Source organism: Streptomyces sp. KPB2 (assembly GCF_003950055.1).
In the GTDB taxonomy this organism is placed as follows: Bacteria; Actinomycetota; Actinomycetes; order Streptomycetales; family Streptomycetaceae; genus Streptomyces; species Streptomyces salinarius.
In genome coordinates this window covers 6,019,520-6,045,624 of the sequence record NZ_CP034353.1, presented here as the reverse complement: position 1 = coordinate 6,045,624, position 26,105 = coordinate 6,019,520, and the positions used below count along the sequence as shown (strand labels likewise).

Genomic DNA, 26,105 nt, shown 5'->3' with positions numbered 1-26,105 from the left:
TGAAACGGCGCTGGCTCGGTACGGGCTCGGTGGCTGTGGGGCGGTGCGGCTCAGGGCTTGAAGGTGACCGGGAGGTTCGCGGGGTCGGCGCCGGTCGGCGGTACCTGGAGGGTCTTCAGGGCGAACTCCATGACCTGCTTGTAGATGGGGCCGCAGATCTGGCCGCCGAAGTAGCTGCCCTCGGTGGCGTTCTGGATGGCGCAGTAGACGGTGACGCGGGGCTTGTCCGCGGGGGCGAACCCGGCGAAGGACGAGGTGTAGCCGTGGTACTTGCCGGTGGCCGGATCCACGCGGTTGGCCGTGCCCGTCTTGCCCGCCACCCGGTAGCCCGGGATGCGGGCCTTGGTGCCGGTGCCCTCCTCGTCGTCGACGACGGACTCCAGCATCCGCGCGAGGGTCTTCGCGGTCTTCTCGCTGGTCACGCGGGTCTTCTTGGGCTCGGGAGCCGGGGTGAAGCGTCCGTCGGCGCCCTTGGTGCCGCGCACGAGCGTGGGTTCGATCCGGACGCCGCCGTTGGCGATGGTCGAGTAGATGGAGGCCGCCTGGAGCGCGTTCACGGAGACGCCCTGGCCGAAAGGAATCGTGTACTGCTGCGAGGTCGACCACTGGTCGGGCGGCGCGAGGATGCCCTTGGTCTCGCCGGGGAAGCCGAGCCCGCTGTAGCCGCCGAGGCCGAACTTGCGCAGGTAGGAGTAGAGCACCTTGTTGGCCTCGGCCTGGGTCTTGCCCAGTTCGCCGGTGGCCATGATGGTGCCGATGTTGCTGGACTTGGCGAGCACGCCGTTGAGCGTGAGGTACCAGGTCGGGTGGTCGATGTCGTCCTTGAAGAGCCGGTCGCCGCGCTTGAGGCGGTTGGGGACGGTGATGTGGGTCCCGGGGGTGGCGACGTTCTCCTCCAGCACGGCCGCCATCGACAGCACCTTGGCGGTGGAGCCGGGTTCGAACGCGTCCTGGAGGGCGGCGTTGCCGAGGGCGTCCGGGTCGGCGTGGGCGAGGTCGCCGGGGTCGAAGCTGGGCGCGTTGGCCATGGCGAGGATCTCGCCGGTCTGCGTGTCCTGGACGATGACATAGCCGCCGTCGGCCTTGGACTTCTTCACCTGCTCGCTGATGGCGTGCTGCGCCGCCCACTGGATGTCGCGGTCGATGGTGAGCTCGACGTCGCTGCCGGGCACGGCGGGCGTCTCGGTGGATCCGGCGGTGGGCACCTGGCGCCCGCCGGACTGGGCGTAGCGGATCTTGCCGTCCTCGCCGGCCAGCGTCTTGTCCAGCTTCCGTTCCAGGCCGCCGCCGCCCTTGCCGTCGGCACCGACCCAGCCGAGGATGCCGGCGGCGAGGTCGCCGCCCGGGTACACGCGCTTGCTGCTGGGGTCGGCGAAGACGCCGGCGAGCACGTTGACGGCGGACCTGTCGGTCTCCGCCTTGGTGGTGAGCGCGGTCTTCAGATCCTTGATCTGTTTCCAGACCTGGGGGGTCTGCCGGCGTGCGAGACGGACGTAGCGCAGTTTCTCGTTCTTCGGGCGGAGCACGTCGGCCAGGTGTTCCTGGTCCTGGCCGAGGATGGGCGCGAGCAGCGCCGCCGCCTGCTCGGGTCCGTCGTCGACCTTCAGCTGTTCGCGGGTGAACATCGTGGGGTCGGCGGTGATGTCGTAGGAGTCCACGGTGGTCGCGAGGGCGACGCCGTTGCGGTCGGTGATCCCGCCGCGCTCGGCGGGCAGGGTGTGCACGACGTAGCGGTTCTGTTCGGCCTTCGCCGAATACGTGCCGGCGTCGACGGCCTGCACCTGAAGGAGCCGTACGACGAAGGCGGCCAGCACCAGGGTCAGCGCGAGGCCGATCATGCGCAGGCGGGGGCGCGGGCTGCCCAGCCGGAAGGCGCGGGGCGCCGGCCGGGGCGGGCCCGGCCTGCGGGCCGGCCGGGTGCCGGGTCCCGGGCGGCGCCCGCCGCCGGGGCGGACGGGCCTGGCGGGTCCGGGCACGCGGCGGCGCGGCGGTTCCCTGTCGGACACTTCCGTCACCTGCCGGGAGTCGGGGTCGGGGTGGGCTTCGCCGCCGGGGTGGGGGTGGCGGACGTGCCCGCGGTGGTGGACGTGGGAGCCGGCGCGGACGGTTCCGCGTAGGCGGACGGGGTGGGCGCGGACGGGCTGCCGGACGTCGCGGTCAGCGCCTCGGGGGCGAGCACGAGGGGGGTGGCCGCGGCGGGCGCGGGGCTGGGCGAGCCCTTGACGCTTCCGTCGGGGTCGAGGAAGGCGGGGTCGCCGCCGGGGACCATGCCCAGTTCGCGGGCGCGGCGCTGGAGGGCCCGTGGGGCGGAGTAGGCGTCGATGTCCCGCTGGAGCGCCTGTTCCTCGTCGGTGAGTTCCTTGGTCCGCTGTTTGAGGTCGTCCAGTTGGAAGGAGCCCTCGCTCAGGGCGGAGTTGAGCACCAGGAGTCCGATGAGACCGCCGCCGAGGAGGACGACGACCAGGAGGACGAAGGGTGCCCGGGCCGCCTGGCCGCGGGCGCCGCCCGTCGGGAGCAGCCGGGCGAGGCGGGCCGCCCTGCCCCTCAGTTCGGGTTTCCTGTTCACTCGCCCTCCCCTCGGCCCGGTGGGGTCGTCCGCACCCGCCCGTTTCCGGCCTGCCTCGCTCGGTCCATCCGAGGGACTCCCTTCACCCGAGGGACTCCCTGATGCGCTCGGCGCCGCGCAGCCGTGCCGGTGCCGCCCGCCGGTTCTCGGCGATCTCCTCCTCGGTGGGAAGTTCGGCACCGCGCGTCAGCAGCTTGAGGCGCGGCGCGTAGCGTTCGGGGACGACGGGCAGACCGGGTGGCGCGGTGTTGGCGGCGCCGGCCGCGAACACCTGCTTGACCAGCCGGTCCTCCAGCGAGTGGTACGACAGCACGGCGATCCGTCCGCCGACCGCGATCGACTCGACGGCCGCCGGGATCGCCCGCTCGAGCACGGACAGCTCGCCGTTCACCTCGATGCGCAGGGCCTGGAAGGTGCGCTTGGCGGGGTTGCCGCCGGTGCGCTTGGCGGCCTGCGGCAGCGCGGCGCGGATCAGCTCGACGAGGCGGGCGCTGTTGGTGAACGGCTCCTTCTCGCGCTCGCGCACGATCGCGGACACGATCCGCTTGGCCTGCTTCTCCTCGCCGTACGCCCGCAGGATGCGGACGAGTTCGCCGGGCGGGTAGGTGTTGAGGACCTCCGCCGCGCTCATGCCGGTGCTCTGGTCCATCCGCATGTCGAGCGGGGCGTCCTGGGCGTAGGCGAACCCGCGGTCGGCCTCGTCGAGCTGCATGGAGGAGACGCCGAGGTCGAACAGCACGCCCTGGACACGCGGGACGCCGAGCCGGTCGAGTACGTCGGGCAGCTCGTCGTAGACGGCGTGCACGAGGGTGGCGCGCTCGCCGTACGGCGCGAGCCGCTCGCCGGACAGGCGCAGGGCCTCCTTGTCGCGGTCGAGCGCCACGAGCCGGGCCTCGGGGAAGCGTTCGAGGAGCGCCTCGCTGTGCCCGCCGAGTCCCAGCGTGCAGTCGACGACCACGGCTCCCGGCTTCTGAAGGGCGGGCGCCAGCAGGTCCAGACACCGCTGGAGCATCACCGGGACGTGTCGACTCTGGCTCAAGTGGGGCGGCCTCTCAGGTCCGGCACGGCGACACGCACCGCCGGGTCCCCTCCCGCTCGCATCTGAAGGGGAGGCCTGCCGGCGCCAAAAGCGTCGGCCGGCCGGGAGCGGGAGGAGGCCGAGCCGTACGTACGCGCCGCGCACGTGGGGAGATCTGGCGGGACGTCGCCCAGGTCTCCGGGGATTTCAGTCCAGCAGGGAGATCCTCGCCTCCCGCTTCGCGTCACTTTAGTCCACCGTGTCGCCCGGTCAATCAACCGGCCTGCGCGTCGCGGCCGACGGCGCCCGCAAACCGGCACCGCGGGGCTTTTCACCCGTACGGCCGCCTTCGCACCACCCTGTGGATTGGCTCACAACGCGCCTCGATGACATTCTTTGTCCCGCTTCGCAGCGGGCCACCGGCCGGGACGGCCAGTAACGTCATGGATATGACGACTTCTGCATCGGTACCCGCAGGCCCCGACTCCGCCACGGCCGACCACACCGTCACCGACCGGCTCGTCGAAGCGAACGAGCGCTACGCCTCGGCGTTCAGCGACCCCGGCATGGACGCCCGTCCCGTCCAGCGCGTCGCGGTCGTGGCGTGCATGGACGCGCGCATCGACCTGCACGCCGCGCTCGGTCTGAAGCTCGGCGACTGTCACACGATCCGCAACGCCGGCGGCGTCGTCACCGACGACGTGATCCGTTCCCTGACCATCAGCCAACGGGCGCTCGGCACCCGCAGCGTGGCCCTCATCCACCACACCAACTGCGGCATGGAGTCCATCACCGAGGACTTCCGGCACGACCTGGAGCTGGAGGTCGGCCAGCGTCCCGTGTGGGCGGTGGAGGCCTTCCGGGACGCCGACCAGGACGTGCGGCAGTCGATCGAGCGGGTGCGCACCTCGCCGTTCCTGCTGCACTCCGACGACGTGCGCGGTTTCGTCTTCGACGTGAAGACGGGCCTGCTGCGCGAGGTCGACCCTGCCTGATGCGGTGGCCGGCCCGCCCCGACGCTCCCGCCGGGCACGTGCCGCGCGCCGCACGGGCCGTAAGGGCCGACATGTCGCGGCCAGTTGTCCACAGGCAGTGACACGAATCGGTAACGGCGGCAAGAATGCGGGAAGTGGTGTCGCACCGGAACTTTTTCCGGGCGGCGTCCGTGATTCGGGGTGGGCCGGTCCGTGGAGAGGGACCGGCCCGGCAAGTTGGGGTACCCCCATTTCTCAGGAGTGCGGGGCAAGGCCGAGGAGGGCCGGGTGACGACCTATGACGATCAGGCGAGCCATGGGGGCGCCGCCGCGCGAGCGTACGGGAGCGTGGGGGAAGATCTGACCGCCGTGGTCGATCGGGTCCGCGGTTCGGTGGAGAACGTGATCGAGGGCAAGCCCGAGGTCGTACGGCTCTCGCTGACCGTGCTGCTGGCCGAGGGACACCTGCTGATCGAGGACGTCCCCGGGGTCGGCAAGACGATGCTGGCCAAGGCGCTGGCGCGGTCCATCGACTGTTCGGTCCGCCGGATCCAGTTCACGCCGGACCTGCTGCCCTCGGACATCACCGGGGTGTCCATCTGGGACCAGCAGCGCCGGGACTTCGAGTTCAAACCGGGCGCCATCTTCGCGCAGGTGGTGATCGGGGACGAGATCAACCGCGCGTCGCCGAAGACGCAGTCGGCGCTGCTGGAGTCGATGGAGGAGCGCCAGGTCACCATCGACGGCCAGACCTACGAGCTGCCCAGCCCCTTCATGGTGGTGGCGACGCAGAACCCGGTCGAGATGGAGGGCACCTATCCGCTGCCGGAGGCCCAGCGGGACCGTTTCATGGCCCGGGTCTCCATCGGTTATCCGAGTCCGGAGGCCGAGCTGCAGATGCTCGACGTGCACGGCGGGGTCAGCCCGCTGGACGATCTGCAGCCGGTGGCGCACGCGCACGAGATCCTGAAGCTGATCGAGGCGGTCCGCGGCGTCCACGTGGCGGATCCGATCCGGCGGTACGCGGTGGAGCTGGTCGCGGCGACCCGCACCCACCCGGATCTCAGACTCGGCGCCTCGCCGCGTGCCACGCTGCATCTGCTGCGCGCGGCGAAGGCGTCCGCCGCCCTGAGCGGCCGGGACTACGCGCTGCCGGACGACGTGCAGGCCCTCGCGGTCGCCGTCCTGGCCCACCGGCTGCTGCCGACCGCGCAGGCCCAGCTCAACCGCCGCACCTCCGAGCAGGTCGTCCAGGAGATCCTGCAGCACACCCCGGTGCCGGCCGAGCCCCGGCCGCAGACGGGCCTCGGTGTGGGCCGCGGTACGCCGGGATACGGTCAGCAGCCGCCGCGGAGGCTGTGATGGACGCCGGGGGGACGGCCGGGGCCGGGGAGGACCGGGGCGAGGGCGGCGGCGTCCGGACCGCGCTGGCCGGACTGACCACCCGCGGACGCTCCTTCCTGGCCGCCGGCATCGCGGCCGCGGTCTGCGCCTATGTCCTCGGACAGAGCGATCTGCTGCGCGTCGGGCTGCTCCTCGGCGTGCTGCCCCTGCTCTGCGCGGCCGTGCTCTACCGCACGCGCTACCGGGTCGCGGGCAGTCGCCGGCTCTCCCCCGGGCGGGTGCCCGCGGGCAGCGAGGCCCGGGTCCATCTGCGCGTCGACAACGTCTCCCGGCTGCCCACCGGTCTGCTGATGCTCCAGGACCGGGTGCCCTACGTGCTCGGCCCGCGGCCCCGCTTCGTCCTCGACCGGGTCGAGCCGGGCGGCCGCCGCGAGGTGTCCTACCGGGTCCGTTCCGACCTGCGCGGCCGCTATCCGCTGGGCCCGCTGCAGTTGCGCCTGACCGACCCGTTCGGCCTGTGCGAGCTGACCCGCTCCTTCTCGACGTACGACACGCTGACCGTGATCCCGCGGGTGGAGGCGCTGCCGCCGGTGCGGCTGAGCGGGGAGGCGAAGGGGTACGGCGAGGGCCGGCAGCGCTCACTCGCCCTGGCCGGCGACGACGACGTGATCCCGCGCGGGTACCGGTACGGCGACGACCTGCGCCGCGTGCACTGGCGCTCCACCGCGCGGTACGGCGAGCTGATGGTGCGCCGCGAGGAGCAGCCGCAGCGGGCACGGTGCACGGTGCTCCTGGACACCCGGGTGGTGGCCTTCGAGGGCGCGGGTCCCGACTCGGCCTTCGAGTGGGCGGTGTCGGGCGCGGCGTCCGTGCTGGTGCACATGCTGGAGCGGGGTTTCTCGGTCCGGCTGCTCACCGACACGGGCGACTCGGTGCCGGGCGACGGCTTCGCGGGGGCGAGCCAGGGCACGGCCGATGCTGCGGGCCTGATGCTGGACACCCTCGCGGTGATCGACCACTCCGACGGCACGGACCTGTCCCCGGCGTACGACACGCTGCGCGGCGGGAACGAGGGGCTGCTGGTCGCCTTCTTCGGCGACCTGGACGAGGAGCAGGCCGCGGTGGCCGCGAAGATGCGGCAGCGCAGCGGCGGCGCCCTCGCCTTCCTCCTGGACAGCGAGACCTGGTCCCGGGAACCGGCCGACGTCCCCGGCCCGTTGGACAGGAGCGCGGAACGGCTGCGCATGCTCCGCGAGTCCGGCTGGACCGCCGTGACCGTCCCCCGGGGCGCCACGGTGGAGGGGCTGTGGCGCGCGGCGGACCACGAACGCACCACCCTCACGACCCCGACCGGCGGAAAGGCGGCGCGATGAGCGGGCGGGCGCGGTTGGCGTTGTGTGCTTGGGCGGCCACCTTGATGGCGGCGTGCGCGTTGCTGCCGTTGGTCGACCCGGCCACGTGGATTCTGCAGGCGGCGGTGCTGCTGGCGGTGCAGTCCGGGGTGGGCGCGGTGGCGCGGCGGGTGCCGTTGGCGCGGCCCCTGACCATCGCCGCGCAGGCCCTGGTCACGCTGGTGCTGCTGACCCTGGTCTTCGCCCGGAAGCAGGCGATCGCCGGTCTGGTCCCCGGCCCGCAGGCCTTCCAGCACTTCGCCGATCTGCTGCAGCAGGGCGGCGACGACATCGCCCGGTACGCGATCCCGGCGCCGCTGGAGTCGGACGGCATCCGGCTGATGCTGGTCGGCGGCGTCCTGGTGATCGGACTGCTGGTGGACACCCTCGCGGTGTCCTTCCGCAGCGCCGCCCCGGCCGGCCTGCCGCTGCTCGCGCTCTACTCGGTGGCCGCGGGGCTGTCGGAGGGCAGCGCCGACTGGCTGTGGTTCCTGGTCGCGGCGGCCGGCTATCTGATGCTGCTGCTGGCCGAGGGACGTGACCGGCTCTCCCAGTGGGGCCGTGTTTTCGGCGGCTCTCCGCGCTCCCCGGGCGCGGACCAGGGGCGCGCGCTCGCCCCGGTCCGCGCCGGACGCCGGATCGGCGCGTTCGCGCTGGGCATCGCCCTGGTGGTGCCGCTCGCCCTGCCCGCGATGGACGGTGGGCTGCTGGACAGCGCCCGCGGCGGCGTGGGTTCCGGGACCGGGGGCGGCGGCACGATCTCCGCGGTGAACCCGCTGGTCTCCCTGCGGGACAGTCTCAACGTGAACGAGGACCGCGAGGTCCTCACCCTCCAGACCGACTCCGAGAGCCTGTCCGACCTGTACCTGCGCATCGTCTCCCTGGACGACTTCGACGGCACGACCTGGAAGCCGTCCAAGCGGCACATCACCGCCGTGCCGGACGGCACGTTCCCGACCCCGGCCGGTCTCGGCCCCGACATCAGGCGCACGGAGATCCGGACCCTGATCTCGGCCGCGGACGATTTCGCCCAGGATTGGCTGCCGATGCCCTATCCGCCCAGCGGCGTGCGCGTCGCGGGCAACTGGCGCTACGAGCCGGTCGGCATGACCCTGGTCGGCGACCACGGCCAGAACACCCGCGGGCTGACGTACGAGGTCCGGAGCCTGAGCCTGCAGCCGACGGCGCAGCAGCTCGCCGCGGCGCCCCAGGCGTCGGCGGCGCTCAGGCGCGAGTACACGGAGCTGCCTGACTCGCTGCCCGAGGTGGTCTCCCGGACCGCCCGCGAGGTCACCGCCGGCGCCGCGAACCCCTACGAGCAGGCCGTCAAGCTCCAGGAGTACTTCGCGGTCAACGGCGGCTTCGAGTACGACACGCAGGTCGACATCGGCAGCGGCTCGGAGGCGATCGCCCGGTTCCTGAAGGAGAAGGAGGGCTTCTGCGTCCACTTCTCCTTCGCCATGGCGGCGATGGCCCGCTCCCTGGGCATCCCGGCCAGGGTCGCGGTGGGCTTCGCGCCGGGCTCCCCGCAGGCGGACGGCTCGGTCTCGGTGGGGCTGCGGGACGCGCACGCGTGGCCCGAGGTGTACTTCGAGGGCGTGGGCTGGACCCGGTTCGAGCCGACGCCGACGCGTGGCTCGACCCCGGCGTACACCATCACGGACCGGCCGGGCAGTACGGTGCCGGATCCCGCCCTGCCCTCGCGGAACAGCCGGACGGAGCCGTCGGCGGCGCCCTCGGAGAGCGACGCCTGCTCCCCGCAGGACAAGAAGCTGGACGCCTGCGCCACCGAGTCGGCGGCGGCCGTGCCCGTCACCGGCGGTGACGGACCGAAGTGGTACGCGCTGCTGGGCTGGGCCCTGGCCGGGCTCGTCGTGCTGCTGATCCCGCTCGCGCCGATGCTGTGGCGGCTGCGCGTCAGGGCGGTACGGCTCGGGGCACACGGCCGCGGTGAGGCGGACGCCGGTCCGCACACCCTCGCGGTGTGGCAGGAGCTCATGGACACGGCGTGGGACCTCGGGATCCTGCCGGAGGAGTCGCAGACCACCCGCAAGGCGGCGGCCCGCGTCGTCCGGCTGGGCCGGCTCGACGCGGCGGCCGCGGCGGCGGTGCACCGGGTGGCGGACGCCGTGGAGCAGGTCCTCTACGCGCCGCGCCCGCGTCTGACGGCGGGGCTGACGGAGGACGTCCGGCTGGCCACCGCCGGTCTGCGGGCCACGGCCGGCCGCGCCAAGCGGTGGCGCGCACGGCTCGCGCCGCGTTCGGCCGTACGGGTGGCCTGGGCGGTGTCGGTCCGGTGGACGGCCCTGAAACGGCGGGCCGCGACGGCTCGCCCGGTGTGGCGCAGGACGTCGGACCAGCAGGGCTGAGCCGAACGGGCGCCGGCCCGGCCGGGGCGGCGCCCACAGCTCTCTGGGGGCTCGGACACTCAGGGCACCGCGCTGGGCTGCCTGGGGCACTCACCGCGCCGCTGGTTCTCCCGGGCCGCTTCAGGTCCCCGTCGCGGTCACTGCCGACCAGGTCACTGCGGACCCCCTCGGGGGCTTGTGGCCGGCTTCGGGCGCTTTCCGGCACGCGTGAGGGGGTGACCACCCGAACGGTGGTCACCCCCTCACGCGGATGTCCTGGTGAGCGCTTGCCGGGGCGCTACTGGCCGCCCTGCTGCTCGTCTCTGCGACGCTGCCAGCGCTCGTCGATGCGGTCCATCATCGAGCGTTTCTGCCTTCCCTGGCGGCGCGCGGCCTGCGGTCCGGCACCGGCCGCCTGCTGCTGCTCGCCCGGTTTGGGGGCCTTGCGCCAGCCGGTCACGGCGAGAACCGCGCAGCCCAGCATGACCAGGAAGCCCACCACACTGAGCCACACCTGCTGGGCGACCATTCCGGCCATGAGGAGCGCAATACCTACGAGGAAGCCCGCGACCGCCTGGTAGACCCGTCGCCGGGTGTACGTACGCAGCCCGCTTCCCTCGAGCGCTGTCGCGAACTTGGGATCTTCGGCGTACAGCGCTCGCTCCATCTGCTCGAGCATGCGCTGCTCGTGCTCCGAGAGCGGCACGGAGTCCTCCTCATCGTGCAGTCGCCGGGGCGACCCGGGGGGTCTCTTCAGGATAGGCAGGGAATCGCCCCCGTGAAACCCGCCCCTCTGCGCCAATTGACCAACCGGACTCCGTCATGGCCGTGCCGGCTCGCTGAAGTTCCCATTCCCCAGCGGCCGACCCGTCATGCCGGGCCGTCTCCCTCGATCATACGGCGACTGCCCCCCGTTCGGGGGGCCTGTGGCGTACTCCATCTGCAGTCGCGTCCCTGATCAGCGGCTTACCCCGGCGGACGCTCAGGACTCTTCGGCACCTCGTGTCTCACCGAGCACATGGAGCTGCGTGGCCACGGAGTGGAACGCGGCGAGTTCGGCCGCCGCGGCCTCCAGCTTCAGCAGCGCGTCCACGGCGCCCGGCTCGGTGTCCACCAGCACGCCGGGGACGAGGTCGGCGAAGACCCGTACCCCGTGCACGGCGCCGATCCGGAGCCCGGCGGCCTCGACCAGACCGGTGAGCTGCTCGGCGGTGAACCGGCGCGGCACCGGGTCACCCGTGCCCCAGCGGCCGTCCGGGTCGGCCAGGGCCTGCCGGGCCTCCGTGAAGTGGCCGGCGAGGGCGCGCGCGAGCACGGCACCGCCCAGGCCGGCGGCGAGCAGGCTGAGGACGCCGTCGGCGCGCAGGGCCGCCACCGCGTTGCGGACGCCCTCCGCGGGGTCGTCCACGTACTCCAGGACGCCGTGGCACAGCACCGCGTCGTAGCCGCCGCGCTCGACCACGTCGAAGAGGCCGCGGGCGTCGCCCTGGACGCCCCGCACGCGCTCGGCGACGCCGGCCTCGGCCGCGCGGCGCTCCAGGGCGAACAGGGCGTTGGGGCTCGGGTCCACGACGGTGACGCGGTGGCCGAGGCCGGCCACGGGCACCGCGAAGTTGCCGCTGCCGCCGCCGGTGTCGAGGACGTCCAGCGTCTGTCGGCCCGTGGCCTTGACCCGGCGGTCCAGGGCGTCCTGGAGGACGTCCCAGACCACGGCGGTACGAAGGGCCGACCGGGAACGGGAGGGCTCGGAGCGCGGCGACGCCGTCTGCGGTCGGGGGTGGGAGGCGGGCGGGCGCATCGGGTCCGACACGGCTGTTGACTCCTCGGCGCGGCACCGCCCCGGAAACGGGCGGAGCGAAACGGGCTGCCGCCCCCGCCCGGCGCGGGGAGGGGGAGGCTTCAGGCGTCTCCCACCCTATTGCCTCCGCCGCGCCCGCCGGTCACCCGTTCACCACCCGGTCACCCGTGCCCTCCCCGGTCAGCCCGCGTCCGGCAGGTCCCGGCCGGGGTGACCGGCGTCGGGGCGGTCGGAGCGCTCCGGGCCCGGTGGGTCCGTGTCGGGGCGCGGCTGGGGCAGCACGGGCTGGAGGACCAGCATCCGCTCCACCAGGCGCAGGAACATCGCCACGTCGCGTATCAGGTCGTCGGCGTCCCGGGTGCCCGCGGCCCCCTGGATGCCCGCCTCGGCCCGGGCCCGGCGGCGCGCACCGGAGGCGAACAGGGCGCTCCAGTCGGACAGCTCGGGCGCGATCTCGGGCAGCACCTCCCAGGCGCTGCGGATGCGGGCCCTGGCCCGTGGGCTGGTCTCCGGGCGGCCACGCGCGGCCAGCACCGCGGCGGCGGTGCGCAGGGCGGCGAGATGGGCCGTCGCGTACCGCTCGTTCGGCGTTTCGAGGACGGCGGCCTCTTCCAGTCCGGCCCGGGCCTGGGCGAGCAGGTCGAGGGCGGCGGGCGGGGCTGTTGTCCGGCGGAGCACGGGGTGCACGTCGCTCGCCGGTCCGGTCAGTGAGGGTGCAGGGCCGGCTGCGCGGCGCCGCCGGGCGGCGGCTGCGGACGAGTGGGCCATGACGATCCTCCTGTCGTCTCCGTGACGGCACGCTCCTGGCAGGAGGTGCCGTATGTGCCCATCGTGAGGTATGCCACTGACAATCCGTTCTGACCTGGACTTTTGTTTCGATCAACCGTTCGGTGCGGCGGTCGGCGCGGCCCCGGTCCGGGCTGCGGTGACGGCCGTCGGCGGGGTGCTGTGAGAATCGGGAGCATGGAAAGCAGCAGCACCGCCTCGCAGAGCGGCAGTCGTCGCGAGGCCACCCGGCAGAAGCTGTACGAGGCGGCGGTCACCCTCATCGCCGAGCAGGGGTTCTCCGCCACCACCGTGGACGAGATCGCCGAGCGGGCCGGGGTCGCGAAGGGCACGGTCTACTACAACTTCGCCAGCAAGTCCGTCCTCTTCGAGGAGCTGCTGCGGCACGGCGTCGGCCTCCTGACCGCCTCGCTGCGCCGGGCGGCGGAACAAGCGGCCCGGGAGGGCCTCGACCGCGTCGACGCCCTGGACGCGATGATCCGCGCGGGGCTCGTCTTCATCGACCGGTACCCGGCCTTCACCCAGCTGTACGTGGCCGAGCTGTGGCGCACCAACCGGGCCTGGCAGTCCACGTTGCTGGTGGTCAGGCAGGAGGCCGTGGCGGTGGTGGAGGGCGTGCTGCGCGAGGGTGTGGCCAGTGGTGAGTTCAGTGCGGAGATCGACGTGCCGCTGACCGCCGCCGCGCTCGTCGGCATGGTCCTGGTGGCCGCGCTGGACTGGAAGGCGTTCCAGCCGGAGCGTTCCCTGGACGACGTGCACGCCGCGCTGTCGCGGCTGCTCCAGGGCCGCGTGAGCGGCCGGGGCTGAGCGCGGCCGGGGCTGAGCACGGGCAGGGGCTGAGCGGACGGCGGCTGAGCGACCGTGGCGGACCGCTGACCGGTCGGCCGGGCACGAAGAGCGCCGGTCCGTGGTGGCCGCGTCCCCCGCGGGCCGCCACGAACCGGCGCCTTCTCCTGCTCCCCCGTACGTCCCCCCGTCGGAACCCCCGTCGCCGGTCGTCCCTCCGGGCTCCCCCGTCTCGCTCCCGCCGACCGCGGTCGGCGGAAGGAGCGGATCGCGGGCCCGGCTCCGTTCCGGCGCCCCGTGCCGCCGGTGCCGGAGCCGTGCCCCTCTCCGTGTCTCCACTCTCTCGTTCGCGCAGGTCGGAGCCCATCCGCGCGCGTACTCATCTGCCGGACTGAGTACACCTACTCAGCTCTGCGCACCCCGCCCCACGGCCCGGCCCCGCCGACCGGTCACCCGGACGTCCGTCGCGGTGCTCAGCCCTCGCACGGGGGTGTCGGTGGCGGCGGATAAAGTCCCTGGCATGGCACGGATTGCGGTGATCGGCGCCGGGACGGGCGCCATGGCGGCGGCCGCCCGGCTGGCCGTCGCGGGCCACCGGGTGGTGGTGTACGAGCGGGCGCGGACCTACGGCGGAGCCCTGGGCCGCTTCGAGCGGGACGGGTTCTCCTTCGACACCGGCCCCGGTCTGCTTCCGCTGCCCGCGGTCTGGCGCGATCTGTTCGTGAAGACCGGCAAGGAGCCGCTGGAGTCGTGCGTCGAGCTGGTCCAGGTCGACCCGTCGTGCCGGCACGTCTTCGCGGACGGCACGGAGGTCTCGCTGCCGAACGCCTCGCGGGCGGGTGTCGTCGCCGCCCTGGACTCCGCGCTCGGTGCGGGCGCCGGGGAGCGCTGGGGCGACTTCCTGGTGCGGGCCCGGGAGACCTGGGACCGGACCCGCCGCCCCCTCCTGGAGGAGCCGCTCTGGCCGAACTGGCGGGTGCTGGCCGAGCGCGAGCCCTATCCGGCGGTCCCGCACAAGCGGCTGCTGCGCACCCGCCGGGCCGGCACGCTCGCCGAGGTCGCCGCCCGGGAGCTGCGCGACCCCCGGCTCGCCGCCCTGCTGGAGAGCCACGCCCTCGCGTACGGCCTTGACCCCCGCACCGCCCCGGCGAACGCGGCCGTACTGCCGTACATGGAGTACGCGTTCGGCATGTGGTACGTGCGCGGCGGCGGTCTGCGGGAGCTGGCGCGGGCGGTGTACGAGCGGTGCCTGGCCCGCCGGGTCGAGTTCCGCTTCGAGGCGGAGGTCACCGGGATCGTCGAGAAGGACGGCCGGGTGGCCGGCGTGGAGCTGGCCGACGGCACCGTGGAGGAGGCCGGGTTCGTGGTCTCCGGCGTGGCACCGGCGGTGCTGGACCGCCTCCACGGCGGATCACCGGTGCGCACCGACGGCGAGGTGCCGGCACAGCGCGGCGGGGCGAGCCGGCTGACGGTGCTGCTGGCGCTGCGGGGCGGGCGCCCCGGCGGCACGGCGCACCGGACGGTGGTGCACGCGGCGGACCGTGCGGCCGAGTTGGACCGCCTGTTCGGCGCCGCTCCCGGGATGGCCGCGCGGCCCACGGTCACCGTCCTGCGGCCCGACGACCCCGCGCTGGTCCCGGACGCGGACCACGAGGCGGTCACCCTCTCCGCGGTGGTGCCCGCCCCGGGCGACGCGTCCGACGGGCCCACACCCGAGGTGTACGCCCGCTGGGCCGAGCAGTTGATCGACGTCGCCGAGCGGGCGGTGCCCGGCCTGCGCGACCGCCTCCTGTGGCACGAGGTGCGCACCCCGGCCGAGGTCGCGGCGGACACCGGTGTGCCCGACGGCGCGATCCCGGCGCCGGCGCTGGCGGGGGCCGCCGGACGCCTGCTGCACGCGGCGAACTCGACGCGCACGGACGGCCTGTTCACGGTCGGCGGCTGGTCGCACCCCGGCGGAGGGCTCCCGCACGCGGGCATGTCGGGCGCGCTGGTCGCCGGACTCGTGGTGGAGGGACCGGAGTTCCGCGGCTCCCAGTGAGCCGCCGACGGGCGCCCGGCGAAGACCGGCCGGGGGCTCAGAAGCGGTACTGCTCGTCGTAGCCCTGGCTCGACCCCTGCGTCTGGTCGTTGCCCTGGTAGGGATACGGCTGCTCGGCCGGGAGTTCGCCGCCGTAGGGGTCGTCGGTGCTGCGCTGCTGCGGCACCCACACCCCGCCGGCCGGGGTCTCGCCGCCGTAGCCGCCGGGCGCACCGGTGCCGCCGGTGGCGTACGGGTCCTGCCCGTAACCCTGCTGGCCGTACTGCTGCCCACCGGTCGTGTCGTAGGCGCCGGTGTCGTACGACCCGCCGTCGTAGGTGTGGGTGCCGATGTACGGGTCGGAGTAGGCGGCGTACTGCTGCTGCGCGCCGGTGTCGTAGCCGTAGCCCTGCTGCTGTCCGTAGCCCGAGTAGTCGTAGGCGTAGGCCTGGTCGGCGCCCGGCGCGGCCGCCGCCTGCTGCTGGCCGGTGCCGTAACCGGAGTCGGCGTACACGCCGTACGAGCCGGTGTCGTCCGGCATGGGCTGCGGCGCGTAGACGGCGGTGGTCTCCGCGGCCGTGGGGTCGGCGGTGGGGCGGGCGGGGGTGAAGACGTCGTCGCGGTCGTAGTCGTCGGCCCCGTAGGGCGGGCCGTCCTGGCCCGCGACGGGCCCCTGGGCGTGCTCGTCGTAGCCGTCGTGGTGGTCCCGGTCGCCCGCGGCGGATTCGGGTCCCGGGGTCTCGAACGCCGGGTCGTGGCGGTCCCGTTCGGGACGTGCGCGCCTGCCGACGAGGCTCGCCGGGGCGTTGACCGCCCAGCCCGCCTCGAAGCCGCGGCGGAACGACAGGGTGACGTAGGTCTGGCCGACCGCGAAGGCGGCCGCGCCGACCCCGATGACGAGCACGTTCGACATCAGCACACCGGCCACGACGCCGACGAAACCGCCGAAGGCGAGCAGCCGCCAGCGCAGCCGCGCCTTGTACTGCAACAGCACCTCGCCGAGCAGCCACAGCGCGACGACGCCGAACGCGATGTAGAGGACCGTCCAGCCCATGTACGCCCCTCTCCCAGTGGCCGTTACGCAGTGTGTCGCAAATACGTGCGGCCGGTCTAGGCCCGCGGTGGGTGGTGCAGGCCCAGGTTCTCGTAGATTTCCAGCGTAGCCGTGGAGTTGTTGAGCGTGATGAAGTGCAGTCCGGGCACACCCTCGGCCAGCAGCCGCGCGCAGAACTCCGTGGCGAACTCGATCCCGATCGAGCGTACCGCCGCGGGATCGTCCTTGACTGCGAGGATCCGCTCTTTCAGCTCCGCGGGGAACGAGGCGTTGCTGAGCTTCGGCAACCTCTCCAGCATCTTCACACTGGTCACCGGCATGACCTCCGGGATGACCGGGGTCTCGCAGCCGGCCGCGGCGACCCGGTCGCGCAGCCGGAGGTAGGACTCGGGCTGGAAGAACATCTGGGTGATCGCGTAGTCGGCGCCCGCCCGGCACTTGTCGACGAAGTGCGCCACGTCCGTGTCCCAGTCGGCGGAGCGCGGGTGCATCTCGGGGAAGGCGGCGACGCCGACGCAGAAGTCGCCCGACTCCTTGATGAGCCGGACCAGTTCGGCGGCGTACGTCAGGCCCTCGGGGTGCGCGATCCAGTCGGCGGTCGGGTCGCCGGGCGGGTCGCCGCGCACGGCGAGCATGTTGCGGATCCCGGCGTCGGCGTACTGGCCGATGATGTTGCGCAGTTCGGCGACGGAGTGGTCGACGGCGGTGAGGTGGGCCACCGGGGTCAGGGTGGTGTCGGCGACGATCTGCTCGGTCTCCCGGACCGTGCCCGCGCGCGTGGAGCCGCCGGCGCCGTAGGTCACGGAGACGAAGTCCGGGGCCACGGCCTCGACCCGCCGCAGCGCGCTCCACAGGTTCTTCTCGCCCTTGGGCGTCTTCGGCGCCGAGAACTCGAACGAGTACGTCGTCTTGCCGGTGGCGAGGATGTCGCGCACCGTGCGGGCGCGATCAGTCCTCGTGCTTGCGGTTCCGAGGGCCATACCGGCAGGTTAGCCAGGGTGCGGCGGTCCCCCAACCGGATGGGGGACATTTGTCCATATTGTCGAGTTGTTGTCCACCTTTTGGACACCCGGCCCGCTCGCGGCTGCGCGGGGCTACTCCCCTGCCGGGACCTGCCGCAGCCGCTTCGCGAACTCGGCCGCCGCCGCGCCGGGGTCGTCGGCGGCGGTGATCGCGCGGACGACGACCACGCGCCGGGCGCCCGCCTCCAGCACCTCGTCGAGGTTGCCGAGGTCGATGCCGCCGATCGCGAACCAGGGGCGGTCGGTGCCCAGCGCCGCCGTGTACCTGACCAGGTCGAGGCCGGGTGCGTGGCGGCCGGGCTTGGTGGGGGTGGGCCAGCACGGTCCGGTGCAGAAGTAGTCCACGCCGTCCTGGACGGCGGCAGTGGCCGCCTCGGACTCGGCGTGCGTGGAACGGCCGATCAGGACGTCGTCGCCGAGGATCGCGCGGGCGGCGGGCACCGGCAGGTCGCCCTGGCCGAGGTGCAGCACGTCGGCGCCGGCGGCGTGCGCGACGTCCGCGCGGTCGTTGACCGCGAGGAGCCTGCCGTGGCGGGCGCAGGCTTCGGCGGACACCTTCAGGTGCTCCAGTTCCTCGGCCGCCTCCATCCCCTTGTCCCGCAACTGGACGATGTCGACCCCGGCGGCGAGCACGGCGTCCAGGAACTCGGGCAGATCGCCCTGGCTCCGGCGGGCGTCGGTGCACAGGTAGAGCCTGGCGTCGGCGAGCCGGGCGCGGGCGGTGGTCGGGGCGGTGTCGGGCATGCGGGTGTCCCCCCGGTTCGGTGGCGCGGGCCCGGGACCGGGCCGCGCGATTCTGGCACACGGCCGCGGACCGGGCCCCTCCCGGGCCGTGGTCCGCGGCTCGTACGCCGGGCGGTGTGGCGGATCAACCGTGCGACGGACCGGACCGGCGAGGTCGCGGATCGGCCGCGATCACGCGGTGTGACAGGCCGGCGCCGTGGCGGTCAGACGGCGAGCGCCTGGGCGCGGCGCTTCACCTCCGTACCGCGGTTCTCGGCCAGGGCCTGGGCGGGGGTGCCGGGCAGGCTCGGGTCGGGCGTGAAGAGCCACTCCAGCATCTCCTCGGCCGTGAAGCCGTCGTCCCGCAGCAGTGTCAGGGTCCCGGCCAGGCCCTTGACGACCTTGTCCTCGTCGATGAAGACCGCCGGGACGTGCAGCGCGCGGTTCTCGCCGCGGCGGACGGCGATGAGCTGGCCTTCCTTGATCAGCTGGCGTACCCGGGTCACCTCGACGCCGAGCTTCTCGGCGATGTCGGGGACGGTGAGCCAGGCGGGCACGAGAGCATCGGTCTTTGCGTCAATCTCGGTCACGCCCCCAGCCTGCCACCTGGCACTGACAGTCGGAAACCGGACCGGGCCGGACCGCGCCGGGGCTACGCCGACGCGGCCGTCGTCGCCTTCAGCGGCTTCGCGGGGTCGGCCAGCAGGTCCGGGTCCATCGTCGTGCCCGCCTGGATCAGCCGTTTGCCCTGCGCCAGGTCACGGGGGCGCCCCACCGCCAGCAGGGCGACCAGGCGGCCCTCGCGCAGCCAGCAGACCGTCCAGGCCGGGCTCGCCGGGTCGCCGCGCCACAGGGTGGTGTCGGCGGCCGTGTGGTGACCGGCGTACTGGACGAAGCGGCCGAACTGCTCGGACCAGAAGTACGGCACCGGGTCGTAGGCCGCCGGGGCCTCGCCCGTCGGGGCTCCGACGATGTCGGCGGCGACCGTGCGCGGGCCCTGGAGTGCGTTGTCCCAGTGGTGCACGAGCAGCCGCTCGCCGTAGCGGGCGGAGGGGAAGGAGGCGCAGTCGCCGACCGCGTGGACGTCCGGCGCGGACGTGCGCAGGCGGTCGTCGGCCAGGACCTCGCCGTACGCGCCGAGCGCGATGCCGGAGCCCGCCAGCCAGCCGGTGGCCGGGCGCGCGCCGATGCCGACGACGACCGCGCCGGCCGGCAGCCGGGTGCCGTCGTCGAGGACGACACGGGCGGGCTCGCCGGGGCCGCCGGGCTCGACGCGCTCCACGCGCGCGCGGGTGCGCAGTTCGGCGCCCGCCTCGGCGTACCAGTCGGTCATCGGCGCGGCGACCTCGGCGGGCAGCGCGTCGGCCAGCGGCCGGTCGGCGGCCTCCACGACGGTCACCGCGCAGCCCGCCTCGCGCGCGGCGGTGGCGAACTCGGCGCCGATCCAGCCCGCGCCGACGACCACGACCTCGTGCCGGCGGGCGAGCACCGGGCGCAGCCGTTCGGCGTCGTCCAGGGTGCGCAGCAGGTGCACGCCGGGCACGCCCTCGGCGCCGGGGAGCCGGACCGGTTCGGCGCCGGTCGCGAGGACCAGGGAGTCGTAGGGCACGGGGCCCTCGGAGGTGTCCAGGACGTGTGCGCCGGGGCGGACGCCCAGGGCCTCGCAGCCCAGCCGGAGGGTGATGCCGAGCGCCTCGAAGTCGACGTCGAAGGCGGAGCCCTCGGCGGTGCCCAGCAGGACGGCCTTGGACAGCGGGGGCCGGTCGTACGGTTGGTGCGGCTCCGCGCCGACGAGGGTCACCGGGCCGGTGAAGCCCTGTTCCCGCAGGGCGACCGCGGTCTGCACGCCCGCCATCCCGGCGCCCACCACGACCACCCGGCGCTCCGCGTCCGCCGCCGGTCCCTGTCCCCGCTCCCGCGTCTGCTCACTCACCCGATCACCATAGACACCCGGCGTTTCGTCGGTCGGCGCGCGTGCCCGACGAGCCGGCGGCCGCGCGGATCGGCGGCCCCCGGGGTTCTGCTCCGTCGGGGAGGCTCCCTTACCCGGGCGACGCGCCGCGGGCTAGGGTGGCCGACGCAAGGCACTCGCGGGAGCCCGGACGCACCGGGCTGAGAGGGAGGCTGGCGGCCTCCGACCGTACGAACCTGATCCGGGTCATGCCGGCGAAGGGAGGGGCTGGACGCCCATGTCGTCTCCACCACACACGCCTCCACACACACCTCGAACCCCCCGTACGTCCGACGTGCTCGTCGTCGGCGGCGGGATCGTCGGGCTGGTCACGGCCTGGCGGGCCGCGCAGCGCGGGCTGGTCACGGCCCTGGTGGACCCCGAGCCGGGCGGCGGCGCGGCCCAGGTGGCGGCCGGGATGCTGGCCGCCGTCACGGAGCTGCACTACGGCGAGGAGACGCTGCTCGCGCTGAACCTCGCCTCGGCCCGCCGCTACCCGGACTTCGCGGCCGAGCTGTCCGAGGCGACCGGCCGGGACCTCGGGTACCGCCGCTGCGGCACGCTCGCCGTCGCGCTGGACGCCGACGACCGCGCCCACCTGCGTGAGCTGCACGCGCTCCAGCAGCGGTCCGGCCTGGAGTCGGAGTGGCTGTCGGGGCGCGAGTGCCGACGCCTGGAGCCGATGCTCGCGCCGGGCGTGCGCGGGGGGCTCCGGGTGGACGGCGACCACCAGATCGACCCCCGCCGCCTCGCCCACGCGCTGGTGACCGCCTGCGAGCGGGCGGGCGTGGTCTTCCACCGGGTGTGGGCCGAGCGGCTCACCGTCGGGCGCGGGGACCGGGCCACGGGTGTCGTCACCGCCGACGGCACGGCGCTGGAGGCGGGGCAGGTGGTGCTGGCCGGGGGCAGCCTCAGCGGGCGCCTCGCGGGCGTGCCGGAGGCCGTACTGCCGCCGGTGCGGCCCGTGAAGGGGCAGGTGCTGCGGCTGACGATGCCGAGGACGCACGGACCGCTGCTGAACCGGACGGTGCGCGCCGTGGTGCGCGGCAACCACGTCTACCTGGTGCCCCGCGAGAGCGGCGAGCTGGTCGTCGGCGCCACCAGCGAGGAGCTGGGCTGGGACACCACGGTCACCGCGGGCGGCGTCTACGAGCTGCTGCGCGACGCGCACGAGCTGGTCCCCGGCATCACGGAGCTGCCGCTGACGGAGACCCGCGCGGGGTTGCGCCCCGGCTCCCCGGACAACGCCCCGCTGCTCGGCCCGACCGCCCTGGACGGCCTGCTGCTGGCCACCGGCCACTACCGCAACGGCGTTCTGCTCACCCCGGTCACCGGCGACGTCATGGCGCACGCCCTGACCACCGGGAGGCTGCCCGAGGAGGGGCGCCCCTTCACGCCGCGCCGCTTCGACGCCGTTCCCGCGCTTCCCCCACTCCCGCACCTCTCGGAGCAGTCCGCATGAACATCTCCGTCAACGGCGAGCCGCGCGAGGTGGCTCCTGGTACGGCCCTGGACGCGCTGGTGGGCACGCTCACCGCGGCACCGTCCGGAGTGGCCGCCGCCCTGAACGAAACCGTCGTCCCGCGCGCGCAGTGGTCCGCCACCGCCCTGGCCGACGGCGACCGTGTCGAGGTCCTCACCGCCGTCCAAGGAGGCTGACCATGGCTGACGATCCCTTTGTCCTCGACGGCACGTCGTACGGGTCCCGCCTGATCATGGGTACGGGCGGGGCGCCCAGCCTGGACGTGCTGGAGCGCGCGCTGGTGGCCTCCGGGACGGAGCTGACCACCGTCGCGATGCGGCGGGTGAACGCCTCGGTGCACGGGTCGGTGCTGTCCGTGCTGGAGCGGCTCGGCATCCGGGTGCTGCCGAACACGGCCGGCTGCTTCACGGCCGGGGAGGCGGTGCTGACCGCGCGGCTGGCACGCGAGGCGCTCGGCACGGACCTGGTCAAGCTGGAGGTCATCGCCGACGAGCGCACCCTGCTGCCGGACCCGGTCGAACTCCTGGACGCGGCGGAGACGCTGGTCGACGACGGCTTCACGGTGCTGCCGTACACCAACGACGACCCGGTGCTCGCGCGGAAGCTGGAGGACGTCGGGTGCGCGGCGATCATGCCGCTGGGCTCGCCGATCGGCTCGGGGCTCGGGATCCGCAACCCGCACAACTTCCAGCTGATCGTGGAGCACGCGCGCGTGCCGGTGATCCTGGACGCGGGGGCCGGTACGGCGTCGGACGTGGCGCTGGCGATGGAGCTGGGGTGCGCGGGTGTGATGCTGGCCTCGGCGGTGACGCGGGCGCAGGAGCCGGTCCTGATGGCGGAGGGGATGCGGTACGCCGTGGAGGCGGGGCGGCTGGCCCGGCGGGCGGGGCGGATTCCGCGGCGGCACTTCGCCGAGGCGTCGTCTCCTGCGGAGGGCCTGGCGGTGCTGGATCCGGAGCGGCCCGCTTTTCAGTGAGCCTGCGCCGCACCGGGTTTCGTCTCCCACCCGCGCACCACCCGTTTCCGGTCGGGCAAGAGGTGGCCCGACCCGCGAGGGTGCGCCGCCGTCGGCGGCGCACGGTGCGTGGGAAGCGTCACAGATGCGCTGCAGTACCGGCCCGATTCCGCTCGACGACACGGGGTGTCGGTGTCGGCTCGTAGACTCCCTGCGTGGACACGACCCTTCAGGACCCTCTCGTCGGGCAGGTGCTCGACGGCCGGTACCGCGTCGAGGCGCGGATCGCGGTCGGCGGGATGGCCACGGTCTACCGGGCCGTGGACACCCGCCTGGACCGCGTGCTCGCGCTGAAGGTGATGCACCCGACGCTCGCGACCGACGCCACCTTCGTCGAGCGGTTCATCCGCGAGGCCAAGTCGGTGGCGCGGCTCGACCACCCCAATGTCGTCCAGGTCTTCGACCAGGGGGCCGAGGGGGCGTACGTCTACCTGGCGATGGAGTACATCGCCGGCTGCACCCTGCGGGACGTGCTGCGCGAGCGCGGGGCGCTCAGGCCGCGGGCCGCGCTGGACATCCTGGAGCCGGTCCTCGCCGCGCTCGGTGCCGCGCACCGGGCGGGGTTCGTGCACCGGGACATGAAGCCGGAGAACGTGCTCATAGGGGACGACGGCCGGGTCAAGGTCGCCGACTTCGGCCTGGTCCGGGCCGTGAACACCGTCACCAGCACCACCGGCGCCGTCCTCGGCACCGTCTCCTACCTGGCGCCCGAGCAGATCGAGCACGGCACGGCCGATCCCAGGGTCGACGTGTACGCGTGCGGTGTCGTGCTGTACGAGATGCTGACCGGCGCCAAGCCGCACGACGGGGACTCGCCCGCCGCGGTGCTCTACAAGCACCTGCACGAGGACGTGCCGCCGCCGTCGGCCGCCGTGCCGGAGATGGCGTTCGAGCTGGACGAGCTGGTCGCCGCGGCGACGGCACGCAACCCGGAGATCCGGCCCCACGACGCGGTGGCGCTGCTCGCGCGGACCCGCGAGGCGCGTGCGGCGCTGAGCGCGGACCAGCTGGACGCGGTGCCGCCGCAGGCCCTCGCCGCGGAACACGACAACGCCGAGGACCGTACGAGCGTCATCCCGCGCGCGCTGACGATGCCCCGCCCGCTGCCCGTCAACGAGGACGAGGGCGACGGCGCGTTCGGCGCCGACGGCGGGCCCGGCACGGACGGGGTCCACCGCACCAGTCGGCTCTCCGCTCCCCCGCCGGCCCCGCCCCGGTCCCGCCTGCCCCGGCCGCGACGCGGTCCGCTGGCGATCGTCGTCGCCGTCCTGCTGGTGCTCGGGGTCGGCACCGGCGTCTGGTACATCAACTCCGGCCAGTTCACCAAGGTGCCGCCGCTGCTGTCCAAGACCGAGGCACAGGCCCGGGACCGGCTGGACGAGGCCGGTCTCGACGTCGGCAAGGTGAAGCACGCCTACAGCGACACCGTGGAGCGCGGCAAGGTCATCAGCACCGACCCCGGAGTGGGCGACCGCATCCGGAAGAACGACTCCGTGTCCCTCACCGTCTCCGACGGCCCCGACACCGTGAAGCTGCCGGACGTGTCCGGCTACCGGCTGGACAAGGCGCGCAAGCTGCTGGAGGACGAGGGCCTGGAGCCCGGCATGGTCACCAAGGCCTTCAGCGGCGAGGTGGCCAAGGGCTTCGTGATCTCCTCCAAGCCCCGGTCGGGCACCACCGTGCGCGCGGGCTCCGCGGTCGCCCTGGTGGTCAGCAAGGGCAGCCCGATCGACGTCCCGGACGTCACCGGCGACGACCTGGAGGACGCGAAGAGCGAGCTGACGGAGGCCGGCCTGAAGGTGAAGGTCGCCGACGAGCGGGTGAACTCGGAGTACGACAGCGGCCAGGTGGCCCGGCAGACGCCGGATGCGGGCGGCCGTGCCGCCGAGGGCGACACGGTGACGCTCACGCTGTCCAAGGGCCCCCGGATGATCGAGGTCCCGGACGTGGTCGGCGACAACGTGGACGACGCCAAGCGGAAGCTCCAGGACGCCGGCTTCGACGTGGACGAGGACCGCGGCCTGCTCGGACTGTTCGGCGACACCGTCGAGAAGCAGTCCGTGGACGGCGGGGACACGGCTCCCGAGGGGTCCACCATCAAGATCACCATCAGGTGACGGGGCACCGCCGGCCGCATGACACCCTGGATGGGTGAAGAGTCAACGGTCCGCCCCCTCCCCCACGGCCCCCTCACCCGCCGTCCTCCCCCGCAACCCCGTCGGCGGCCACATCCCGGTGGCCGGCGGGCTGCACTCCGTGGGGCTGTCCTACGCCCGTGAGCTGAAGGCGGAGACCGTGCAGGTCTTCGTCGCCAACCCGCGCGGCTGGGCGACCCCGGTCGGCAACCCGAAGCAGGACGAGGCCTTCCGCGAGGCCTGTGCGGCCGAGTCGATCCCGGCGTACGTGCACGCGCCGTACCTGATCAACTTCGGTTCGCACACCGAGGCGACGGTGGAGCGGTCGGTGGAGTCCCTGCGGCACTCGCTGCGGCGCGGGCGGGCCATCGGGGCGCTCGGCGTCGTCGTGCACACCGGGAGCGCGACCGGCGGACGGGACCGGGCGGTGGCGCTGAAGCAGGTGCGGGAACACATGCTTCCGCTGCTCGACGAGCTGACCCACGACGACGACCCGTACCTGCTCCTCGAGTCGACCGCCGGGCAGGGCGCCTCGCTGTGCTCGCGGACCTGGGACTTCGGGCCGTACTTCGAGGCGCTGGACGCCCATCCGAAGCTCGGGGTGTGCCTGGACACGTGCCACATCTTCGCGGCGGGCCACGACCTGACCGGCCCTTCCGGCATGCACCGGACCCTCGACCTGCTGGTGGACACGGTCGGCGAGGGCCGGCTGAAGCTGATCCACGCCAACGACTCCAAGGACGTGGCGGGAGCGCACAAGGACCGGCACGAGAACATCGGCGCCGGTCACATCGGCGAGGACCCCTTCCGCGCGCTGATGACCCACCCCGCGACCGAGGGGGTGCCGCTGGTCATCGAGACGCCCGGCGGCAAGGAGGGGCACGCGGCGGACGTGGAGCGGCTGAAGAAGCTGCGCGACGGCTGATCCGCCCACCGGGGCCGGGTCACAGCTCGGGGCCGTCCCCGGGTTCCTCCTGGTAGGAGTAGCGCTGCTCGCGCCACGGGTCGCCGATGTTGTGGTAGCCGCGCTCCTCCCAGAAACCGCGCCGGTCGGCGGTCATGTACTCGATGCCGCGGACCCACTTCGGGCCCTTCCAGGCGTACAGGTGCGGGACGATCAGCCGCAGCGGGAAGCCGTGCTCGGCGGTGAGCAGCTCGCCGTCCTTGTGGGTGGCGAAGAGGGTGCGTTCGGCGGCGAAGTCGGACAGCCTGAGGTTGGAGCTGAAACCGTACTCGGCCCAGACCATCACGTGGGTGACGGCGGGCGCGGGCGGGGCCAGCTCCAGGATCGCGGCGGCCGGGACGCCGCCCCACTCGGAGCCGAGCATGCTGAACTTCGTGACGCAGTGCAGGTCGGCGACGACCGTGGTGTACGGCAGGGCGGTGAACTCGTCGTGGGTCCAGCCGTGCTTCTCGTCGTCGGTGGTGGCGCCGAAGACCCGGAACTCCCAGCGCTCCGGCCGGAACTTGGGGACCGGTCCGTAGTGGGTGACGGGCCAGCCGCGCTGCAGTCGCTGCCCGGGCGGGAGCTCGAACCGCGACGCTCCTTGCGAACCGTCTTCTCCCGATCCGTGTTCCACCGGCTGACCCATGCCTCCATCCTGACAGACCCGGACCGATGCCCCTGACCCGCCCCACTTACATTCGGGCAAAACGCCCTCAATCACCACCAAAGCGACTAAGCCTGTACT

General features: G+C 73.7%; 23 protein-coding genes and 1 riboswitch. Of the genes, 11 read left to right on the top strand and 12 right to left on the bottom strand.

What is annotated here, in order from left to right:
* Nucleotides 1-50: 50 nt before the first annotated feature.
* The 3 genes from ftsI to rsmH form a co-directional block, all read right to left on the bottom strand.
* A complete protein-coding gene (gene ftsI, locus D1J63_RS27200; protein ID WP_125632454.1) occupies nucleotides 51-2,015 on the bottom strand; it encodes a cell division protein FtsI in 1,965 nt (654 codons plus the stop codon).
* The gene (locus D1J63_RS27195; protein WP_125632452.1) at nucleotides 2,012-2,566 is read right to left on the bottom strand and encodes a septum formation initiator family protein; all 555 of its coding nucleotides are present in this window, start codon (nucleotides 2,564-2,566) and stop codon (nucleotides 2,012-2,014) included. The genes ftsI and D1J63_RS27195 overlap by 4 nt, the downstream gene beginning before the upstream one ends.
* An 82-nt stretch (nucleotides 2,567-2,648) precedes the next feature.
* Nucleotides 2,649-3,605 (bottom strand): 16S rRNA (cytosine(1402)-N(4))-methyltransferase RsmH, encoded by a 957-nt coding sequence (gene rsmH, locus D1J63_RS27190; RefSeq protein WP_102928965.1) that lies wholly within the window; start codon nucleotides 3,603-3,605, stop codon nucleotides 2,649-2,651.
* Nucleotides 3,606-4,027: 422 nt separating this feature from the next.
* Between rsmH and D1J63_RS27185 the strand changes: the two genes are divergently transcribed.
* From D1J63_RS27185 to D1J63_RS27170, 4 genes are all read left to right on the top strand, one after another.
* The gene (locus D1J63_RS27185; protein ID WP_164712993.1) at nucleotides 4,028-4,579 is read left to right on the top strand and encodes a carbonic anhydrase; all 552 of its coding nucleotides are present in this window, start codon (nucleotides 4,028-4,030) and stop codon (nucleotides 4,577-4,579) included.
* A 327-nt stretch (nucleotides 4,580-4,906) separates the two neighbouring features.
* Entirely contained in the window at nucleotides 4,907-5,920 is a 1,014-nt protein-coding gene (locus D1J63_RS27180) for a MoxR family ATPase (protein ID WP_102928963.1), read from the top strand.
* Nucleotides 5,920-7,275 carry a DUF58 domain-containing protein gene (locus D1J63_RS27175; protein ID WP_164712992.1) on the top strand — a complete coding sequence of 452 codons (1,356 nt, stop codon included), beginning with the start codon at nucleotides 5,920-5,922 and terminating at the stop codon, nucleotides 7,273-7,275. Before D1J63_RS27180 ends, D1J63_RS27175 begins: the two co-directional genes overlap by 1 nt.
* A complete protein-coding gene (locus D1J63_RS27170; protein WP_125632444.1) occupies nucleotides 7,272-9,662 on the top strand; it encodes a DUF3488 and transglutaminase-like domain-containing protein in 2,391 nt (796 codons plus the stop codon). The genes D1J63_RS27175 and D1J63_RS27170 overlap by 4 nt, the downstream gene beginning before the upstream one ends.
* Nucleotides 9,663-9,939: 277 nt before the next feature.
* Here D1J63_RS27170 and D1J63_RS27165 read toward each other — a convergent pair whose 3' ends face one another.
* The 3 genes from D1J63_RS27165 to D1J63_RS36810 all read right to left on the bottom strand — a co-directional run bounded on the left by D1J63_RS27165 (nucleotide 9,940) and on the right by D1J63_RS36810 (nucleotide 12,207).
* The gene (locus tag D1J63_RS27165; protein ID WP_011028137.1) at nucleotides 9,940-10,347 is read right to left on the bottom strand and encodes a spore wall synthesis complex protein; all 408 of its coding nucleotides are present in this window, start codon (nucleotides 10,345-10,347) and stop codon (nucleotides 9,940-9,942) included.
* A 276-nt stretch (nucleotides 10,348-10,623) separates the two neighbouring features.
* Nucleotides 10,624-11,451 (bottom strand): methyltransferase, encoded by an 828-nt coding sequence (locus D1J63_RS27160; protein WP_164712991.1) that lies wholly within the window; start codon nucleotides 11,449-11,451, stop codon nucleotides 10,624-10,626.
* 168 nt (nucleotides 11,452-11,619) lie between these two features.
* Entirely contained in the window at nucleotides 11,620-12,207 is a 588-nt protein-coding gene (locus D1J63_RS36810; RefSeq protein WP_164712990.1) for an SAV_6107 family HEPN domain-containing protein, read from the bottom strand.
* Between the two features lie 195 nt (nucleotides 12,208-12,402).
* Between D1J63_RS36810 and D1J63_RS27150 the strand changes: the two genes are divergently transcribed.
* Complete coding sequence (locus D1J63_RS27150; RefSeq protein ID WP_125632440.1) at nucleotides 12,403-13,032, top strand: TetR/AcrR family transcriptional regulator; 630 nt, start codon at nucleotides 12,403-12,405, stop codon at nucleotides 13,030-13,032.
* A gap of 499 nt (nucleotides 13,033-13,531) precedes the next feature.
* Complete coding sequence (locus D1J63_RS27145) at nucleotides 13,532-15,052, top strand: NAD(P)/FAD-dependent oxidoreductase (RefSeq protein ID WP_125632438.1); 1,521 nt, start codon at nucleotides 13,532-13,534, stop codon at nucleotides 15,050-15,052.
* A 37-nt stretch (nucleotides 15,053-15,089) separates the two neighbouring features.
* Here the strand turns inward: D1J63_RS27145 and D1J63_RS27140 are convergent, their stop codons facing one another.
* From D1J63_RS27140 to D1J63_RS27120, 5 genes are all read right to left on the bottom strand, one after another.
* Nucleotides 15,090-16,085, bottom strand: a complete 996-nt coding sequence (locus D1J63_RS27140) for a hypothetical protein (protein ID WP_102930712.1) — start codon at nucleotides 16,083-16,085, stop codon at nucleotides 15,090-15,092.
* 56 nt (nucleotides 16,086-16,141) lie between these two features.
* Nucleotides 16,142-17,065 carry a methylenetetrahydrofolate reductase [NAD(P)H] gene (gene metF, locus D1J63_RS27135; RefSeq protein WP_125632436.1) on the bottom strand — a complete coding sequence of 308 codons (924 nt, stop codon included), beginning with the start codon at nucleotides 17,063-17,065 and terminating at the stop codon, nucleotides 16,142-16,144.
* Nucleotides 17,066-17,179: 114 nt separating this feature from the next.
* On the bottom strand, nucleotides 17,180-17,851 hold the full coding sequence (thiE, locus tag D1J63_RS27130) for a thiamine phosphate synthase (RefSeq protein WP_125632434.1): 672 nt from the start codon (nucleotides 17,849-17,851) through the stop codon (nucleotides 17,180-17,182).
* 203 nt (nucleotides 17,852-18,054) lie between these two features.
* Nucleotides 18,055-18,420 carry an Rv2175c family DNA-binding protein gene (locus tag D1J63_RS27125; RefSeq protein WP_102930715.1) on the bottom strand — a complete coding sequence of 122 codons (366 nt, stop codon included), beginning with the start codon at nucleotides 18,418-18,420 and terminating at the stop codon, nucleotides 18,055-18,057.
* Nucleotides 18,421-18,482: 62 nt separating this feature from the next.
* The gene (locus D1J63_RS27120) at nucleotides 18,483-19,763 is read right to left on the bottom strand and encodes an FAD-dependent oxidoreductase (RefSeq protein WP_206436792.1); all 1,281 of its coding nucleotides are present in this window, start codon (nucleotides 19,761-19,763) and stop codon (nucleotides 18,483-18,485) included.
* Between the two features lie 147 nt (nucleotides 19,764-19,910).
* A riboswitch (TPP riboswitch) is annotated at nucleotides 19,911-20,022 on the top strand.
* Here D1J63_RS27120 and thiO point away from each other — a divergent pair.
* The 5 genes from thiO to D1J63_RS27095 all read left to right on the top strand — a co-directional run bounded on the left by thiO (nucleotide 20,020) and on the right by D1J63_RS27095 (nucleotide 25,339).
* Nucleotides 20,020-21,243 carry a glycine oxidase ThiO gene (gene thiO, locus D1J63_RS27115; RefSeq protein WP_125632432.1) on the top strand — a complete coding sequence of 408 codons (1,224 nt, stop codon included), beginning with the start codon at nucleotides 20,020-20,022 and terminating at the stop codon, nucleotides 21,241-21,243. It overlaps the preceding riboswitch by 3 nt.
* Nucleotides 21,240-21,440, top strand: coding sequence for a sulfur carrier protein ThiS (gene thiS, locus D1J63_RS27110; RefSeq protein ID WP_030402143.1), 201 nt, complete (start codon nucleotides 21,240-21,242; stop codon nucleotides 21,438-21,440). The genes thiO and thiS overlap by 4 nt, the downstream gene beginning before the upstream one ends.
* 2 nt (nucleotides 21,441-21,442) lie before the next feature.
* On the top strand, nucleotides 21,443-22,240 hold the full coding sequence (locus tag D1J63_RS27105; RefSeq protein ID WP_125632430.1) for a thiazole synthase: 798 nt from the start codon (nucleotides 21,443-21,445) through the stop codon (nucleotides 22,238-22,240).
* Nucleotides 22,241-22,434: 194 nt separating this feature from the next.
* Entirely contained in the window at nucleotides 22,435-24,396 is a 1,962-nt protein-coding gene (gene pknB, locus D1J63_RS27100) for a Stk1 family PASTA domain-containing Ser/Thr kinase (protein ID WP_125632428.1), read from the top strand.
* Nucleotides 24,397-24,430: 34 nt separating this feature from the next.
* Nucleotides 24,431-25,339, top strand: coding sequence for a deoxyribonuclease IV (locus D1J63_RS27095; RefSeq protein ID WP_125632425.1), 909 nt, complete (start codon nucleotides 24,431-24,433; stop codon nucleotides 25,337-25,339).
* Nucleotides 25,340-25,358: 19 nt separating this feature from the next.
* On the opposite strand, the gene D1J63_RS27090 is transcribed toward D1J63_RS27095, so the two are convergent.
* The gene (locus D1J63_RS27090) at nucleotides 25,359-26,006 is read right to left on the bottom strand and encodes a sulfite oxidase-like oxidoreductase (RefSeq protein WP_102931048.1); all 648 of its coding nucleotides are present in this window, start codon (nucleotides 26,004-26,006) and stop codon (nucleotides 25,359-25,361) included.
* Between the last annotated feature and the right edge of the window lie 99 nt (nucleotides 26,007-26,105).

Excerpts from the sequence above, each read along its gene's own strand:
- D1J63_RS27185 (WP_164712993.1), top strand. The coding sequence starts at position 4,028 with ATGGATATGACGACTTCTGCATCGGTACCCGCAGGCCCCGACTCCGCC.
- D1J63_RS27175 (WP_164712992.1), top strand. The coding sequence starts at position 5,920 with ATGGACGCCGGGGGGACGGCCGGGGCCGGGGAGGACCGGGGCGAGGGC.
- D1J63_RS27170 (WP_125632444.1), top strand. The coding sequence starts at position 7,272 with ATGAGCGGGCGGGCGCGGTTGGCGTTGTGTGCTTGGGCGGCCACCTTG.
- D1J63_RS36810 (WP_164712990.1), bottom strand. The coding sequence starts at position 12,207 with ATGGCCCACTCGTCCGCAGCCGCCGCCCGGCGGCGCCGCGCAGCCGGC.
- D1J63_RS27150 (WP_125632440.1), top strand. The coding sequence starts at position 12,403 with ATGGAAAGCAGCAGCACCGCCTCGCAGAGCGGCAGTCGTCGCGAGGCC.
- D1J63_RS27145 (WP_125632438.1), top strand. The coding sequence starts at position 13,532 with ATGGCACGGATTGCGGTGATCGGCGCCGGGACGGGCGCCATGGCGGCG.
- D1J63_RS27140 (WP_102930712.1), bottom strand. The coding sequence starts at position 16,085 with ATGGGCTGGACGGTCCTCTACATCGCGTTCGGCGTCGTCGCGCTGTGG.
- metF (WP_125632436.1), bottom strand. The coding sequence starts at position 17,065 with ATGGCCCTCGGAACCGCAAGCACGAGGACTGATCGCGCCCGCACGGTG.
- thiE (WP_125632434.1), bottom strand. The coding sequence starts at position 17,851 with ATGCCCGACACCGCCCCGACCACCGCCCGCGCCCGGCTCGCCGACGCC.
- thiO (WP_125632432.1), top strand. The coding sequence starts at position 20,020 with ATGTCGTCTCCACCACACACGCCTCCACACACACCTCGAACCCCCCGT.
- thiS (WP_030402143.1), top strand. The coding sequence starts at position 21,240 with ATGAACATCTCCGTCAACGGCGAGCCGCGCGAGGTGGCTCCTGGTACG.
- D1J63_RS27105 (WP_125632430.1), top strand. The coding sequence starts at position 21,443 with ATGGCTGACGATCCCTTTGTCCTCGACGGCACGTCGTACGGGTCCCGC.
- D1J63_RS27090 (WP_102931048.1), bottom strand. The coding sequence starts at position 26,006 with ATGGGTCAGCCGGTGGAACACGGATCGGGAGAAGACGGTTCGCAAGGA.